The sequence below is a fragment of the Cytobacillus mangrovibacter genome, assembly GCF_042865275.1.
GTDB classification, from domain to species: Bacteria; Bacillota; Bacilli; order Bacillales; family Cytobacillaceae; genus Cytobacillus; species Cytobacillus mangrovibacter.
The window spans coordinates 1-16,316 of sequence record NZ_JBIACJ010000001.1 but is presented as its reverse complement, the minus strand read 5'-3'; the positions used below and the strand labels follow the sequence as shown (position 1 = coordinate 16,316).

18 protein-coding genes and 1 riboswitch are annotated in these 16,316 nt (G+C 35.9%); of the genes, 4 read left to right on the top strand and 14 right to left on the bottom strand.

What is annotated here, in order from left to right:
* Positions 1 to 66: 66 nt before the first annotated feature.
* The 7 genes from ACFYKT_RS00090 to ACFYKT_RS00060 form a co-directional block, all read right to left on the bottom strand.
* A complete protein-coding gene (locus ACFYKT_RS00090; RefSeq protein ID WP_389213651.1) occupies positions 67 to 288 on the bottom strand; it encodes a hypothetical protein in 222 nt (73 codons plus the stop codon).
* 101 nt (positions 289 to 389) lie between these two features.
* Positions 390 to 1,025 carry a hypothetical protein gene (locus ACFYKT_RS00085; protein ID WP_389213648.1) on the bottom strand — a complete coding sequence of 212 codons (636 nt, stop codon included), beginning with the start codon at positions 1,023 to 1,025 and terminating at the stop codon, positions 390 to 392.
* Entirely contained in the window at positions 1,013 to 1,531 is a 519-nt protein-coding gene (locus tag ACFYKT_RS00080) for a sigma-70 family RNA polymerase sigma factor (RefSeq protein WP_389213646.1), read from the bottom strand. The genes ACFYKT_RS00085 and ACFYKT_RS00080 overlap by 13 nt, the downstream gene beginning before the upstream one ends.
* Positions 1,532 to 1,635: 104 nt before the next feature.
* The gene (locus ACFYKT_RS00075) at positions 1,636 to 2,802 is read right to left on the bottom strand and encodes a TraB/GumN family protein (RefSeq protein ID WP_389215351.1); all 1,167 of its coding nucleotides are present in this window, start codon (positions 2,800 to 2,802) and stop codon (positions 1,636 to 1,638) included.
* A gap of 263 nt (positions 2,803 to 3,065) precedes the next feature.
* The gene (locus ACFYKT_RS00070) at positions 3,066 to 3,380 is read right to left on the bottom strand and encodes a DMT family transporter (RefSeq protein WP_389213643.1); all 315 of its coding nucleotides are present in this window, start codon (positions 3,378 to 3,380) and stop codon (positions 3,066 to 3,068) included.
* Positions 3,377 to 3,715 carry a DMT family transporter gene (locus ACFYKT_RS00065; protein WP_389213640.1) on the bottom strand — a complete coding sequence of 113 codons (339 nt, stop codon included), beginning with the start codon at positions 3,713 to 3,715 and terminating at the stop codon, positions 3,377 to 3,379. The genes ACFYKT_RS00070 and ACFYKT_RS00065 overlap by 4 nt, the downstream gene beginning before the upstream one ends.
* 62 nt (positions 3,716 to 3,777) lie before the next feature.
* A riboswitch (guanidine-I (ykkC/yxkD leader) is annotated at positions 3,778 to 3,876 on the bottom strand.
* A gap of 101 nt (positions 3,877 to 3,977) precedes the next feature.
* Positions 3,978 to 5,555 carry a putative polysaccharide biosynthesis protein gene (locus ACFYKT_RS00060; RefSeq protein WP_389213637.1) on the bottom strand — a complete coding sequence of 526 codons (1,578 nt, stop codon included), beginning with the start codon at positions 5,553 to 5,555 and terminating at the stop codon, positions 3,978 to 3,980.
* A 430-nt stretch (positions 5,556 to 5,985) separates the two neighbouring features.
* Here ACFYKT_RS00060 and ACFYKT_RS00055 point away from each other — a divergent pair, with 430 nt between their 5' ends.
* Positions 5,986 to 7,569, top strand: a complete 1,584-nt coding sequence (locus ACFYKT_RS00055) for a GNAT family N-acetyltransferase (RefSeq protein ID WP_389213634.1) — start codon at positions 5,986 to 5,988, stop codon at positions 7,567 to 7,569.
* Between the two features lie 42 nt (positions 7,570 to 7,611).
* Here ACFYKT_RS00055 and ACFYKT_RS00050 read toward each other — a convergent pair whose 3' ends face one another.
* The 3 genes from ACFYKT_RS00050 to ACFYKT_RS00040 form a co-directional block, all read right to left on the bottom strand.
* A complete protein-coding gene (locus tag ACFYKT_RS00050; RefSeq protein WP_389213631.1) occupies positions 7,612 to 8,022 on the bottom strand; it encodes a VWA-like domain-containing protein in 411 nt (136 codons plus the stop codon).
* Positions 8,023 to 8,160: 138 nt separating this feature from the next.
* Positions 8,161 to 8,388, bottom strand: coding sequence for a hypothetical protein (locus tag ACFYKT_RS00045; RefSeq protein ID WP_389213629.1), 228 nt, complete (start codon positions 8,386 to 8,388; stop codon positions 8,161 to 8,163).
* Between the two features lie 332 nt (positions 8,389 to 8,720).
* Positions 8,721 to 8,798 (bottom strand): putative holin-like toxin, encoded by a 78-nt coding sequence (locus ACFYKT_RS00040; RefSeq protein ID WP_389215348.1) that lies wholly within the window; start codon positions 8,796 to 8,798, stop codon positions 8,721 to 8,723.
* A 318-nt stretch (positions 8,799 to 9,116) separates the two neighbouring features.
* Here ACFYKT_RS00040 and guaC point away from each other — a divergent pair, with 318 nt between their 5' ends.
* Positions 9,117 to 10,100, top strand: coding sequence for a GMP reductase (guaC, locus tag ACFYKT_RS00035; RefSeq protein ID WP_389213626.1), 984 nt, complete (start codon positions 9,117 to 9,119; stop codon positions 10,098 to 10,100).
* Between the two features lie 79 nt (positions 10,101 to 10,179).
* On the opposite strand, the gene ACFYKT_RS00030 is transcribed toward guaC, so the two are convergent.
* Together ACFYKT_RS00030 and ACFYKT_RS00025 are read right to left on the bottom strand one after the other, a co-directional pair.
* On the bottom strand, positions 10,180 to 10,497 hold the full coding sequence (locus ACFYKT_RS00030) for an AzlD domain-containing protein (RefSeq protein ID WP_389213623.1): 318 nt from the start codon (positions 10,495 to 10,497) through the stop codon (positions 10,180 to 10,182).
* On the bottom strand, positions 10,490 to 11,182 hold the full coding sequence (locus ACFYKT_RS00025; RefSeq protein ID WP_389213621.1) for an AzlC family ABC transporter permease: 693 nt from the start codon (positions 11,180 to 11,182) through the stop codon (positions 10,490 to 10,492). The genes ACFYKT_RS00030 and ACFYKT_RS00025 overlap by 8 nt, the downstream gene beginning before the upstream one ends.
* A gap of 178 nt (positions 11,183 to 11,360) precedes the next feature.
* On the opposite strand from ACFYKT_RS00025, the gene ACFYKT_RS00020 reads away from it, so the two are divergent.
* Positions 11,361 to 11,933 carry a helix-turn-helix domain-containing protein gene (locus ACFYKT_RS00020; protein ID WP_389213618.1) on the top strand — a complete coding sequence of 191 codons (573 nt, stop codon included), beginning with the start codon at positions 11,361 to 11,363 and terminating at the stop codon, positions 11,931 to 11,933.
* Positions 11,934 to 12,096: 163 nt separating this feature from the next.
* Here ACFYKT_RS00020 and ACFYKT_RS00015 read toward each other — a convergent pair whose 3' ends face one another.
* Entirely contained in the window at positions 12,097 to 13,200 is a 1,104-nt protein-coding gene (locus tag ACFYKT_RS00015) for a DUF1835 domain-containing protein (protein ID WP_389213615.1), read from the bottom strand.
* Positions 13,201 to 13,303: 103 nt separating this feature from the next.
* Positions 13,304 to 14,317, bottom strand: coding sequence for a S66 family peptidase (locus tag ACFYKT_RS00010; protein WP_389213612.1), 1,014 nt, complete (start codon positions 14,315 to 14,317; stop codon positions 13,304 to 13,306).
* Positions 14,318 to 14,538: 221 nt separating this feature from the next.
* On the opposite strand from ACFYKT_RS00010, the gene ACFYKT_RS00005 reads away from it, so the two are divergent.
* Entirely contained in the window at positions 14,539 to 16,089 is a 1,551-nt protein-coding gene (locus ACFYKT_RS00005) for a sensor domain-containing diguanylate cyclase (protein ID WP_389213609.1), read from the top strand.
* The last annotated feature ends 227 nt before the right edge of the window (positions 16,090 to 16,316 follow it).

Below are 16,316 nucleotides of genomic sequence, written 5' to 3'. Positions count from 1 at the left end.
TTTTTTCACAATCCAAAACGAATAATAATAATAGTCTCATGAAAATTAATTCCCAATCTCCAAATTTCACAAAACCTTCGTATCCCTTCGTTCTTCAAGCTGCATTTGCTCTAATTCAATCCTCATTTTCTGTGTTTCAATCATGTAGTTTTCATGCTTTAGTTTTTCCAGTTCTAATTCATCCTGGATCATTTTATGCTTTGTTTTTGTCTGTTTTTGAAAATGGTCGGTTACGATTGCAATAATGGGAATGGAAAAAATCATAACAACAGCAATAGTTCCAGTCATATTATCCCTCCTGACTAATATCTGCAGTACTAATATATTACACAAGAGGTTGCCGGAATCCTATCAAAGGGCTTGAATTTGTTTAATTTTCTAAAAAATATTCACTTGAATAATTCCCTTTGTATTAACTTTTGGTTTTCCCAATCACGGGTAATCTTTAATCCATTTTCATTTGAAATCGTTAATTGGCCCTTGATTTCAATTTCTTTAGAGGATTCGTTATCATAAATCTTAATTTTGGAAGTGTATTTGTAATCGATTGTTCCTTTATCATTTTCTCTTTCCTTTTCGAGTTTTACTTCTAATAGTGCGATGCTTTTATTTGTTTGTTGTGCGATGGATGGAGCAGTGTCATAGAAACGATTGGCCATTTGTTTTTTGTAAGCATCTTCAGATAGGTATCCTTTCACCTTCTCACTTATTTCTAACCCGGACGGTGAATGAATGTGGTCTTCGATTGTGTACTGAATGCTTTTGTACTCAGTAACAAACTGATGAATCTTATCTTCATCTATTGAACTGGGTTGGAGCTGTGGAAAAAACAATAAAAATGCCAATAATAATGCACCTGTCCCCGCTAAAAGTGATGGGATAAAAGGAAAGTATTTTCTTTTCGATGGTTTATGATTCAGAGTTATTTGAGTTATTAATCTCCTTTTTGCTTGTTGATCCACTTCAATTTTCTTGTAAGCATACTCATCGAGTGACTGTTTCACACTATTTTTTAGTGAGTCCATTCTATATCGAACCTCCTTTTTATGAGATCTCTGCCACGAGTCAGCCTCGTGCGGACAGTACTTACATTCATATTCAATAAATTGCTAATTTCATTGCTATCAAGATCATAATAATAATAGAGAATAATGATTTCTCGATATTTAACTGGCAGGGACATGATTGCTTCAGCGAGCTCTTGATTTCGTTGTTTGTCTATTAATTCAGCTTCAACACTTTTTACGGTGCCTCTTTCTTGAAAAAACTGATTCATACTCATGTACCGATAATGCCAGCTTTTTAAGTAATCTTTGCTTTTATTTATAGCAATTTGAAAAAGCCAAGTTTTGATAGAACTATCCCCTCTAAATTGATCGAGCTTTTGATAGGCAGTTAGAAAAACTTCCTGTGTAATTTCTTCCATAGTGTGATGATTTTTCACATAAGAATAGACAAGTTTCCTAATCTCGTTCAAATAATCATTCACAATTGTTTCGAATAAATCATTTTGCTGTTGCAGTTTCCTCACCTCATTTCTCTCCTACTAATTAGACGATGCTATTTGTACATATGGCTCATTTATTAAATAAAAAATGGATATCATCCGACATACAAGGATGATATCCATTTTGATTATAAATGTTTGATGAATAGACGGATCACATCTGCCCCGCCAATAAAGGTTCCGAGTGAGCTGCCGATATTAGCTAGTACAACAACTAGTAGTACACGAGTTACCTTATTATGCCAAAATCCTTTAAAACTAAAAACATCTTCAGATAAATTTTCGAAATCTCTTACACTAGGTCTGCGGAAATAAGCCTGTACAATTCCCGCAAACCAACCAGCAGCGGTTATCGGATCTAATGCAGTAATCGGTGCAGCCACAAAAGCAGTAAGAATTGTCAAAGGGTGTCCGAAAGCAATCGCAGCCCCTAGTGCTGAGAACGAACCATGCCATAGCACCCAACTTAGTGTCTGCTGAAGTCCTGCAGCTGGGTTTGAATAAAATGTATAAGCAATAATTGAAATAATAAATATCGGAATTAACCAACCGATAATCTTTGGTGCTTTCGATTTAGCAGGAAGTTCATTCAAGCTTGCTAAATTATGTTCTTTCTTTATCTCTTCCTTAATACCAGGGACATGTGCTGCTCCTAATACGGCAACAATCTTTTCTCCAGGAGCATCTTTAATTTTCTGCGCTAAGTACTGATCACGCTCATCAATTAAAGGAGTCTTTAATTTCGGAAATGTTTCAGTAAATTCATTCAAAATCGTATTTATCATATCTTGATTCTTAATCTTTTCCAGTTCCTCTTCAGAAATGCTCTCCTTGCTGAAAATACTAGCAATGACCTGTGTGAGAAGTATCGCTTTTCCTTTTAAGCCGATACCACCCCAAATACGCGAAAAGGTAGTTTGAATATTTCGGTCTGCTAGAACGAGCTCAGCACCCGCTTCTTTCGCTGATTCAATCCCCTGGATCATCTCTTGCCCTGCATTAATCCCAAATTGTTTGGCCATTCGATTTTGGAAAGAAGAAATAGCTAGGTTCATCAGTAGCAATGAAGCTTTCTTTTCTTTAATGACTTGAAATATGTCCATTTCTTTCCACTTATTTCCGTCGGTAATCGATTTATACCTTTGCTCATCCAATTCAATACAAACAGAGTCTGGCTTTTCTGCTTCAATTACTTCTTTAACGAGCTCCGCACTATGCTTGGAGACATGGGCGGTGCCTATAAGGATAAATTCCTTCCCATCTTGATTTATTCTTGTAATGTTTTCATTTTCCAGGGACATAAGATACCTTCCTTTTATGAATTGTATGTATAGCTAATACTAGTGAAAAATACATGATAATTATGTAAGTTTTATTTTTCTCGAATGCCTTCAAAATCTCTTTTCTAATTTAGTATAACAGGAAACAGTGGATACTGATATTATTTACTTTTTTTAGGTCACAAAAAGCAGCTACTTTTGCAGCTGCTTCCTTAAGTTTATTTTCGATAAATCATAGCAGGCTCTTGTTCTCTTCCTTAACCAATATTATTCTCACTCTAAGATACTAGCTTCAACCCAATTGCAGCACTCAATACCATAGCAATAAATATAAGTCGTTTCCAATCTTTTGGCTCACCGTACAAAACCATTCCAAGTATGGCTCCGCCTGATGCACCTATTCCCGTCCATATAGCATATGCTGTTCCCATCGGCAGCTTTTCCATAGCTAGTGCTAGAAATAAAAAGCTTAAACCAAATCCACCAAGTAACATAAGAAGGGATTGCCAGTTTCGATTCTTGTGTAGACTGTTAATCATCGTTACTCCGATCATTTCAAAGATCCCAGCAAGGATTAAATAAATCCAGCTCACTGTACTTCCCCTCCCTCTGATTGTTCATCTTTCGTTACCAGCTTTAGTCCAACAACACCAATTAATAGAATAGCAACAAGAATGATTTTGGAAATTTTTAATGGCTCATGAAAGAAAATAATTTCTGATAAAACCGTTCCAGCGGTACCCATCCCAACGAAAACAGCGTACACCGTTCCAACAGGCAGCTTTTTCCCAGCCATGATCATTAAATAAAAACTAACAATGATCGAAATAATCGTTCCTATCCATGTCCACACATCATCTGCATGCTTCAAACCCACTACCCAAAACACCTCAAAAAAAGCCGCAATAAATACTTTTATCCAGTTCATTCCTTCCACTCCTATTCCTTTTCTAATCAAAAAAAAGCCAAAGAGAGCTGTAAAATACAGTCATCTCCCAGGCTTTTGTCCTTCCGTGGCACAGCAACACGCTGTGAGTTTTCTCTCGGACCAGTCCAAAACAAGCTTGCGGAACCCTAGAAAACATTCATATTTATTTATATTATTTTTAACATAAGTTAGTCATAGCCGCAATCATCAAAATCTGTATTGAACATTAGAAATGCTTAATTATTCGTTCCTATTCTCTTATTTACTTGCCCTTTAGAAACTTTTTATATCGAAAAAAGTTCAATCCATATAAAGAAATAATGTAAATAAGAATACCAGATAAACTGCAAATAATAACAGTTAAAAAGGTTCCTGCAGTTTGTGTTAAAGCCTTTTCTAGCATATTTACTAAAGTAGCCATAAGTAATGTTGAAATGAAAATGCTAACTAATCGATATTTGATTTTTCCAAGATGTATTCCAATTTTATTTCGAATAATGATCATGTTTATTGTAAGTGAAGCAAAATACCCGCAATAAGTAGCAAGGATAAAACCTTTTTCTAAAAAGATCCCCGGTAACGCAAAGTTTAAGATTACTTTAATGAATATCCCTATAAACAGCCCTATTATCAATTTCTTCTGCTGATTAATAGCCTGAAGAATAGAAGAAGTCACACCATAGAGTGCAATTAATATTGCTGCTGGAGCGTAAACCACCAGCAATTGCCCACCAAGAATCGGGAAATTCCTTTCTGTAAATAACAAAAGGTATAAGGGTTCAGCAAGAACAAAGATACCTGTAGCTGCAGGCATAATAATAAACATGAGGATTAACAGAGATTGTCCAACTTGTTCTTTTAATAATCCGAAGTTATTTAGCACATATGATTTGGTTATGTTCGGAATGATTGATATGCTAAGGCCGGTAGTAATTGACACCGGAATAAGCACTAGGATTTGTGCAAGACCGATCACAGAATTAACATTCTCTGCGGCTACTTCTTGATATCCAAGGCTCTTTAATACAGTGTTTATCGAGTATGTATCAATATTTTGATAAAGTGGAAGACTTAACCCCATGATCACGAAAGGAATCGAGTATGTGATCATTTCTTTAAAAATAGCCATAACTGAAATATCATGATGAATAGATATCTGATTTCTTGGCTTTAGGAGAAGATTCCTTCTCTTCCAAAAATAGAACAAAAGCACGCCAAGTCCAGTGATTCCACCAATAAATGCACCAAATGTTGCTACTCCAACAGCGTTATCGATTGGATTATTTAAGAGCTTTATAGAGACAAAAACACCTACTAAAATAAATAAAACTCTCGATAATTGTTCAGCAACCGTACTAATAGCTGAAGGCCCCATCGAATCATTCCCTTGAAAAAATCCGCGCAATAGGCTCATAGGCGGAATAATGATCAAGGCAAAGCTAACAACACGAATAACATGAGTGACACTCTCTAACGAATTCCCTTCACTATTTTCATCAACAACTATTCCAGCAAGAAGTGGTGCTAACATATACAATAGTAAAAATGAGGTCATACCCGTGATGAGCATGAAGACCATACCAGACTTTACTATTTTCCTAATAACGTCTTCTCTTTCTAGTTGTTTGTACTTTGCAGTCAACTTAGAAATAGCTAAAGGAATGCCCATTGTTGAAAGACTCAGCATAATTGTATATGGACCATAAGCATATTTGTATAAATTATAGCCTAAGCTGCCTACTAATAAAGTAAAAGGAATGATATAAATAAATCCGAGAATTTTTGAGATTAAGGATGCTGAAGAAAGTAATAATGTTCCCCTTAGCAATTTGTTACCCATGTTATTTATCTACTTCTATCGATTCATAGAATTTTTTTGCTTTGATTAGCTGCATTGGATCCTCCATTAATTTGTGAAGAAAATGAACATTCATAAAATAGCACATTGTTATTATAATTTATTATGAAATAGTTTACAAAATTTTCATAGATTGAAGTAAAATGTCCACAATATAGAAGTACTTGAATGTGCTTTATTAGATAAATAACGTAGCAAAAAAATAAACAAAGATAATATTAGAGCCAATATGAGAATAAAATAGAATAATCACTTATTCATTAAAAACTCCTTTCATTTATTTCTATATTTAACGACAGTTTTCCATTTTTAGGTGAAAGGTATTTCCATCTAACTCTACTTATGCGAAAATAGACTTTAGTCATGATACATATAATTAGAATGTAGCTTTGTAAAAGTGAGGTTTTTTCAAATGTATTGGTGTAAAATCGCTCGTACTGAAAAAGAGTTTGCGGAAATTGCAAAATTAAACTACGAAACCTTTGTTGAAGAGATTCCACAACACGAGCCAGATTCAAATGGAGTACGTGTGGATCCATTTCATAGTGAAAATCAATATATTATTGTTTTAAAAGATCACGAGCTTGCTGGGATGATTGCTATTCGTGATCAGCGTCCCTTTTCACTAGATAAGAAGCTTGGTCCTGTAGAAAACCTACTGCCCCAGGATGCATTAACTGGAAAACTTTGCGAAATCCGACTTCTTGCTGTTAGAAAAGAGCATAGAAATGGGCGTGTATTTTTTATGCTTACAGGAGCATTGTCGGATTATGCCTATAAAAAAGGATATAGTGCAGCAGTTATTTCTGGAACTGTACGAGAACAAAAACTATATGATCAAATGGGATTTGAAGCATTTGCGGAGCCCGTTGGTTCTGACGATGCTCAATTTATCCCAATGGTTCTAACGAGAGCTCGATATGAACAATCTATTGCTGCAAGATTAAAGCAGAAGACATATTCATTTTTCCCTGGACCTGTTCAATTAACAGACGACATTCGCTCTGCTTTGGTGAAAGAGCCAATCTCTCACCGCTCATATGATTTCTCTGTATCGCTAAAAAGAGTACAGAATCGCCTTTTGAATATGAGCAAGGCTAAATATGTTCACCTATTGACAGGCAGTGGGACCCTTGCAAATGAGGCGATGGTCGGACAAATTAGCCGTTTACCAGGAAAAGGTCTGATTCTTACAAATGGAGCATTTGGAGAACGTTTAAAAGCTCAAGCAGATCGATGGCATCTAGAGTACGATTTACTTTCATTCGAATGGGGAAAACCATTTTTAGAGGCCCAAGTGAATGAAAAATTGGAAAGTGAAAAATATGAATGGCTTCTCTTGGCACATGGCGAAACATCAACCGGAATGCTTAATAACTTACAAATGATTCAGCAGCTTTGCCAAACGTATCAAGTCAAACTATGTGTGGATTGTGTAAGTTCCTTTGGTGCACTGCCATTCTCCTTAGCTGATGTATACTTAGCAACAGGGGTTAGCGGAAAAGCTGTTGGTACAATGAGTGGGATTGCCATTGTTTTTTCCAATCATTTAATTGAAGTGGATACGAATTTGCCATCCTATCTTGACTTAGGTCTATACGCAAATGGAAATATCCCTTTCACCTATTCCTCTCAGCTGTTTAAAAGCTTTGAACAAGCGTTACATTCGTATGAAAACGATGAGCGCTATCGACTGTTGCAAAGTCGTTATGAACAACTGCTTGCAGCCGAGAAAGATGAGGAAATGACATTTTTGACTGCTGAGGGCTATCCAATGATAGTTACATTAAAAGGAATTGAAAATGATCAATATATGGCAGAGGATGCTGCCCTATCCGGGTTTGAGTTGCATTATCAAAGTGCCTATTTAGCTGAAAGAGGCTGGGTACAGCTTTCGATTATACAGCCTGACTTTGAAAAAGCTTGGGCCAAATTCAGAAAATGGCATCTAAATTATCAAGAATATCAAAAAAAACAGCAGCATATTCATAATTAATAAGAAAGGATCCCTCCGAATATAGTGAGGGGTCCTTTCTTATTATGCTATCTTTATTACTTTTCCGAATGGGACTTGCGGGATAAAATTATTAGGAACGAGCCAAAACAATTCATAATCAACCCCATCCATTTCGTCTGAAATAAAACCTGTGACATCAGTAATATAGAATACCGTATCCAGTTTTTCTTCTTGTGCCCACTCCAGCACGAGCGTGTACGAAGATTTGCCATGCGTGTAATATTTAATTGTATCACTTTTGATCGGGGCAATACTCCTTATCTTGAAATCTGCTTGAACCAAAAGTGTATCTGGTTTAAGTTGTTCAAAAAGCTTAACAATATTATTAATTAGGTCTGTTGGAACTTCATTCGTAGATGTATCTACACAAAGTGCAATCTTTTTGTCTTGTTGCTGCTGTAACAAAGACAATATTCTTTTATGCCATCTCAACCGTAATCATCCCCCTTGCTAGAATGAACAAGCCATCTTATTTTGGTTGAAAAAGTAAGGGTTTATGATTGGATAATTACGGTAAATATATATGTAAATATTGAACATTCAGTCAATAGGTAATTTAAATACTCATTATTAATGGTACTTTTTATACTTATTTTCATAGTTTTTCCTATGCAAATATACTGCACTTTTATCGCGGGACCATTCAGCAAGTAAAGAAGCTAAAAACATAAAAATTCCGCCTAGCGCAAAGCCAAGTTTGTAAAAGCCTAAGATAATAAATACAATCGAGCCAATAAGAGTGACAATTAAAACAACCAATAACCAAGTTTTTATTTTTTCCTTTATATTATCATCCAACTCATTCACCTTCCCCATTACATTATTTAACTATTTAGTACGATTATCCCAGGAGAGAGGTTTCATTTTATATAAAAAATTCTTAAAAATTCCTGCTAAAAATCTCAATAGACCTTTGCCGTCATTTTGTGCCTCCTACTTATAATTGAATCTAATCTCCTTGAAAAGCATCATCCAAACACGGTATAATAACAGTAGAAATAGAATACATTAAAAAAGGCCATTCGGTGTGCAACCACCAAACAGCCTTGTAATAAAACAGTATCGCTTCAATGGCGATCAGCAAACTTTAAACGGTAAACCGCTCTCTTGCTTGCAGGCTCAAGGGCGGTTTACTTTTTTATTGTCAATGTGATGATGGCGACGATTAACGTTGCAAAACTAATCATAATAACCAAAGCCTCAAACACACTCACATGCAGCACCCCCTTCCATCTTTGGATACCATAACAAAGATAAGAATAATCGGGAATACTGACCGCCAATGAGTTTCCTATTCTATTACTTTTCCCATTATACCACACATATGTTCTGTTTTTTAAGAGTATAATTTACCTAAACTCTAGTAGTTTTTTTATAAAATTGATATTTTGACTATGAATTTCTTTCCTTTAATTAGACTCAAAATAAAAAAGTTAGACATACTGGTAATAATGTTGTACATTATTACATGGGCGAACATTTCTTGTTAATCCTAAATAAAATATTCGTGTTTAGAGGTGTATATAATGGAAAATGTGTTTGATTATGAAGATATTCAATTGATTCCTGCTAAATGTGTGGTAAACAGCCGTTCTGAATGTGATACAACAATTAAATTTGGCGGACGTACATTTAAATTGCCTGTCGTGCCTGCAAATATGCAGACAATTATCGACGAGAAAATCGCTTTGTCTTTAGCGGAAAATGGCTATTTCTATATTATGCATCGTTTTGAACCTGAAAAGCGCATAGATTTTATTAGAGATATGAAGTCCCGTGAATTATTTGCATCCATTAGTGTAGGTGTAAAAGCGGATGAATATGAATTTATTGAAAGTTTATCAACAATGAAGCTTGTACCGGAATACATTACGATTGACATTGCCCATGGACATTCTAATGCAGTCATTGAAATGATTAAGCATATTAAGAAGCATTTGCCTGAAAGCTTTGTCATTGCTGGGAATGTTGGAACACCTGAAGCTGTTAGAGAATTGGAACATGCAGGTGCAGATGCAACAAAGGTTGGCATTGGACCAGGAAAAGTATGCATCACGAAGATTAAAACAGGATTTGGTACGGGCGGTTGGCAATTAGCAGCACTTCGCTGGTGTGCAAAAGCGGCAAGCAAGCCGATTATTGCTGACGGCGGGATTCGTACACACGGTGATATTGCTAAATCTGTTCGATTCGGAGCATCTATGGTTATGATTGGCTCATTATTCGCTGGGCATGAAGAATCTCCAGGTGAAACATTTGAAAAGGATGGAAAAAGCTATAAAGAATACTTCGGTTCTGCTTCTGAATTTCAAAAAGGCGAAAAGAAGAATGTTGAAGGAAAAAAAATGTATGTTGAACATAAAGGTGCACTAAAAGATACTCTAATCGAAATGGAGCAAGACCTTCAATCTTCAATCTCTTATGCGGGCGGCAACAAGTTAGAAGCCATTCGAAATGTAGATTATGTTGTCGTTAAAAATTCAATTTTTAACGGGGATAAGGTTTATTAATAAATTCCCACGAACTTGGTGGGCAAGTCCCTTTTGAGGCTTGCTCACCATTTTGTTCGTTTAAGGAACCCAAACAGTACTAACCGAAAAAGTATCTAGAAACCATTCCAATAACAGCACCAATAAAAACTGATGGAAGAAAAACCTTGATTAGTCGAATGGCAATGGCTGTAGCTAAACAGCCTATCAGAATAGGCAGTGAAATGACTAGCTCCCCATTAATGGGAACAAAAATTTGTTTGATAATAAGTGCGGATATAATAGCAACCGGAACATATTGGAAATACAAACTGACAGTCGGGCTCATCTTTCGTTTAGCCATTAATTCGATTCCTGCCATTCGTGATAGATATGTAATGATAGAAAGTAATCCAATGAGGATCCAATGATTAAACATGTTCGGCCCTCCTGTTTATGTACAGGCCAACTAATGGTGCAAGAACACCTGTAACAATAATTGTTAGTTCATTTCCAGGCACAATTGACTCCATTCCAATTGCGATTATAACAGCTGCCAGTGCTGTTGCAATGATAGGTTTTCCTTTTAAACTTGGAATCAACAGAGCAACAAATGTTAGAGGAAAAGCAAGATCTAACCCCCATTTTAGCGGGTCTACTTTGTTGCTAATCAACGCCCCTAGAAACGACGAAAGCAGCCAGGCACAATAGAAAACTGCTGTAACAACGCCAAAATAAAGGGGATCTGGTCCATACTTTTTAAATCTAGAAGTCCCCAATACAAATGGTTCATCTGACACACCAAATGCTAGAAGCTTTCTCCATTTCTTTGAGTTTCCTAAACCTCCTGAAAGAGCTGCTCCATATAATAAATTCCGTAGATTTAGCAAAATGGCCGCCAAAACGATACTAGTTAGACTAGCCCCTGTCGATACCATTGCTACTGTTACCATTTGCAGAGATCCAGAAAATACGAACATAGACATGACGATGCAAGCAATTAGGCTAAAATTTGCTTGTGTTGCAAGTACACCATATGATAAACCATAAGCTGCGATCGCAATCGCTAAAGGCATTGCTTCGGCAAGACCTGTTTGAATGGTTTCTTTCTTTTTATTATCCACTTTCGGGACTCCCCCTTTTTCAATTAGTCATTTCATATGAAATCCTAATATACCTTTTTATTAAATAGGTATATTAAAATATACGTATGATTCATTATAATATATCGTTTCTTATTTGTATATTATAATTAACATATAGTATATTATAAATATACCGCATTCTATAAGGGAGGAAAAAATGGATACCGATAAACCTTTAGAAGATAAAAATGTTGGAAAACGACTTGGCAGTAATCTTCGGCAAATTAGAAAAAATAAGGGATTAAGTGTAGAAGCATTCGCCAAACAAATTGGCGTTAGTAAATTAACAGTCATTAAAATTGAACTCGGGGAAGGCAACCCCACCTTGTCAGTCATTTGGAAAATCGCCAATGGTCTGAATATCCCCATTAGCGTACTGCTATCAATCGAATCCGATGTCTCTATTGCTCGAAAAAAGGATGGGCTGCAGCTTATCAGCTCCAATGAAGTATTAGTTGCAGAGCCACTGTTTCAATCCAATGGTTCAGTAGAACTTTACCGGGGATATTTAAAGGCGCAGAGTGAATATCTCTCTGAGGCGCATAGACAAGGAGTGGTAGAAGTTGTTACCGTAATGTCAGGTCAATTGGCGGTAGAGGTTGACGGAAATACTTATCACTTAGAGGAATATGATTCTATTCGATTTAAAGGGGATCGTCCCCATAAATACATCAACCCCTCTTCAGACTTAACTATTTTACACTTTGCCATTTCTTACAATCATTCATAACAAAAAAAGGCTGTCCACTGGTCAAAAGGTGACTTAGTGGACAGTCTTTTTTTGTAACTTCTATAATGAGGAATTTATTACTGCGCTTCATGTGGAATAACATTGAACTCAATAACCCCAATTGAACATCCATCTTATCAACTAACTACATTAAGAACCAGCATCACCGCAGCTTTACAGAATAGTGTCTCATTGATTTAGGTACACCTTTTAATTCAAGCCTTCCATTATATATTAAATATCTAATTCGATACTCTAAGAAGGAATCGCCAATCCAATCATCTATCTGACCTAGCATTTCACCAATTACTTTAGCAGCTCTAATAAAATCCTTTTCACCCTGTTCCCTATGCATCCTTTCAATGGTTTGGATGATTTCAGAGTCATAATAGTTATCCTCGACGCTAATAATTTCATTATTCCTCCAAAGTCGCAAAACAGCCTTTGTTTGTGCCAATGCTTCCCATTCTCTTTCGTATTGAATGCGATCAGCTGGAGATAATGAGTTGCTGTTCTTACCATGTTCAAAAATAAGCTTTATGTGATCTGGTGTAAGTTGACTAGTATAATAATTTGGCTGTGTCTGATCGATAAATTTCTCATAGAAGTCAGTAGAATTTATAAGAAAGATTGTATTTGTTTTTTCACTAAGTAGCTTCAGGATAAGACGGACACCCGTTTGTTCAAGCGCATTATTTGCATACCACACATAAATGGGAGATTCCTTTGGAATATCTTCTATTTCAAGTAACGTATTTGTCCATCTCAATTCGTTCTCATTATCATCTTGAAACTCCATGTTAATATGGTCAAACAGCCATTCATTTCGAAAAGCCTGTCCTTCTTCTTTATCAAGTTTCCATACTGGTCCGTATGAAAAAAGATCTGAAAAACCAAGCACTTTCTTTGGATGTTTCAAACTATATCTGATAGTTCCTGCAGCTGATTCTGCTGAAACAATGTGAACAGGTGAATCATCGCCTACTCGATGCTTTTGAATTTGTTTATTAATAAATTTGGTCATCTTGTAAATATCCTCTAGTTGGAGAAAATACCCCCGTCCAACAAGTTGCTCCCTATCTTCATGAATAAATGTATCAAATTCATCTGAATGATTTAATACATACGTTTCCCAGTTTCCCGCGTCGCTTCTCAATCCCGAAACGGTTAAATAATCATTTCTTTTAATTGTATAAACAAATACAACATTAGGCTCCAGAAAAAAATAGACATACGGGTAATTGACTTTAATTCGAATGAAGATCATTCCTTTCCAATAAAGGCTATCTCTATTTCTTAACCATTGTTATAACAATCTATATGTGTTCTTTCTTATTACTTCCCTTGAGTAGTACCAAAAAATTGGCATGTTATATAAAATATTGGCATACTGAACCTTTCCCATCAGCTACTGTTACTTCAGCGTATGATCCATTGATAAATGTCATTTGTGGTGGAACATGACCACAATCAATATCATAAATAACTGGAATATTGAGCTCTTCAAAAAAGTCATGATAGACATCCTCGATAGTATAATTCTCTACTGGCCTATTCGCTGCACTTCTACCAAACAGTATTCCAGCACAATTTTCAAACCACCCAGCTAATTTCATCTGCACTAAAGACCTTCTTAAATCTGTTGTAGTCAACTCGCAATTTTCAAAATACCATAGAATTGGGTCATCCTTGATATGCTTCTGTCTAAAGCTTTGTACATCCCCAAACGGTGTGCCGATTAAATGACGGATTACATCAATACAGCCGCCTAGTAATCGCCCTTTCAACTCCAATTCTTTATTTGGTACAGACTTCCAAATAGTAGGTTCTGTTAAATGAAAAACATAGGGAGAGGGCTTATCGTGCTGCCATTTTTTTTGATATTTACTTGAAGAATGCTGCAAGATCGATTCACAAGCACTTGTTGACAGAATCTTTTCCCACATAGCTGTTGTTTCGTCAGTATACTCCCCTCTTAAATCAATTAAATTGGTTCCATGCGCAGTTGCCATTCCAGTTTTCAAAGTGATAGCAAGCAGCAAAACACTCGTATCTGAGTAGCCTAATACCCATTTGTTTTGAAGACTGCCAAAATCAATCTCTTCCAGAATCTCAATAAGAAGTTCTCCTCCCCATGGTGGGAAAATCAACCCAATATCTTCGTTAGCCATCATTTGATTAAATTCTTTTGCACGTTGCTTTGCAGGGGCTGATTTAGCCTTGTCTTGTGTCCAGACCGTTTCCCCACAAATGATTTGAAATCCTTTTAATTTCATCCGTTCACAAGATTGTTTAATAAGTTCATGCAATTCAGCTTCCACTCCGGAAGATGGAGCAGTTACACCAATTGCTGCTCCCTTTTCTAAAAATGGATAAGTTATCATCTTCTACACATCCTTAATAATGAATTTAAATAGTTACTACATCATTCGACATTTGTTAATAATTCCCTCCCTTAATTGATACAACAATCTAAATATCCATGATTTCACAACAAGCAATCCTAGTTAAAAGCAGAATCCATATTGTTATCCTATAAAAAATAATAGTATAATCGTTATACATTTATGTTTTTTAGAATGAGTACTTAAACTAGGGAATTGATATGAAACCAATGAAATTAAGTATAAAACTTTTAATTTTGGGCTTGTTAACATTTGCCATGATTGGCACATTTGTTGGAAGTTTGTTATCAAGCCATATAGTAAGCAAAAAGACACTTGAACGTAATTATTTAATTGAGAATGAATTTTACGCCAAAAAATTGGCCGATACGACAAATATGCATTTTCGTGATATGTTCTCAAATTTAAGTGTGGAGGCAAGGGACAAAGATTATCTAACATTAGATACGAAGATTGTCTATCATGACTTATATGATTTACTGCATGCTACAACGTATTTCAATAGCACTTGGTTTGTCGATCCAAATGGAATTGTCATTGCATCAGCACCCGATATTAATGTTGAAGGAACAAAAGTTAATTCAATTGGTGCTCGAGAAGCGCTAGCAAAAAGAAGACACACTGTGTCTGATCCTTATATTGGGATTAACGGAAAACTAGTTATTCTAATCTCAGTTCCTGTTTTTGATAATAATGGTACGTATATTGGCTTCCTTGCGGGTACAATCCATTTACATGAAGATAACAGCCTAAAGGCGATACTTGGACAACATCCAAAGCATGAAAACTATTCCTATGTCTATGTTGTAGATTCTAAAGGAAATATCATTTTTCATCCTGATAATGGAAGGATTAATGATAATGTAAAAGAAAATAAAGTGGTCCAAGAAGTAATGAAGAGAAACAGTGGAAGTCAAGAGTTAATTAATACAAAAGGCCAAACTATGCTAGCTGGCTACGCCACTGCAGAATCTGCCAATGGTTGGGGAATCATCTCTCAAACCTCAAAAAAGGCAGTAATGAAGCCAACTTGGGAGCTTGCCAGACAAATAAGCCTATTTATGATTCCCTTTATGGTATTTGTATTTGGTCTGACTATTTTTTTGCTTATAAAAATTGTCAATCCTATAAGAGACCTTGCTACCTATGCTCAACAAATTACAAAAAACAAACCAGTTCCAACAGATAAAATCCCAGAATGGTATTTTGAGATAAAAGAATTAAAACGCACACTTTTAATTGCAATCGATTTTTATCAGAAAAAGCTCCACTTTGCTGAAAGTGAATCAAACCGGGATCACCTGACCGGTCTATATAATCGCCGTGCATTGGAAAAATTGACAATCCACACGGATTCTTACTCCATTATCCTTTTTGATATTGACCGTTTCAAAAACATAAATGATCAATATGGCCATCTTAAAGGAGATGAAGTCATTCAATATATTGCAAAATTAATCACAGAGGCAACGATCGAAACCGATCTTTGCTTCCGTTGGGGTGGAGAAGAGTTTCTAATCATTCTTCCAGATGTTGATTTAACAAAAGCTTTATTAATCGCAGAACGTCTAAGAAAAACGTTTGAAACAACGACAAGCCCGACTGGCAAACCTGTAACTGTTTCAATGGGTGTGGGACACCTTCCAGACACAGCAGATAATTTCTCTGAACTTCTAGACTTGACAGACCAAGCACTATATAAAGCAAAGCAAGAAGGAAGAAATAAAGTAATTGCCGCGAATAATACTTAATTGTGCCCCTGTCTTATTTTTTACTATAGACAGGGTTTTTGCTTGTAATTTCGCAAATTTGGAAAAGAAAGAGCTTTTATTCCTCTTTATGATATCAATAAGGAGCATTCCTGTTAGAAGGATTTTCGGGGACTTGAACAAAAAAGAGCCCTCTTGGTATGATATGGGGTGTCAAATCGTGGCGAAATGACCCCTAATTTGTTAACCAAGGAGGACTCCATAATGGA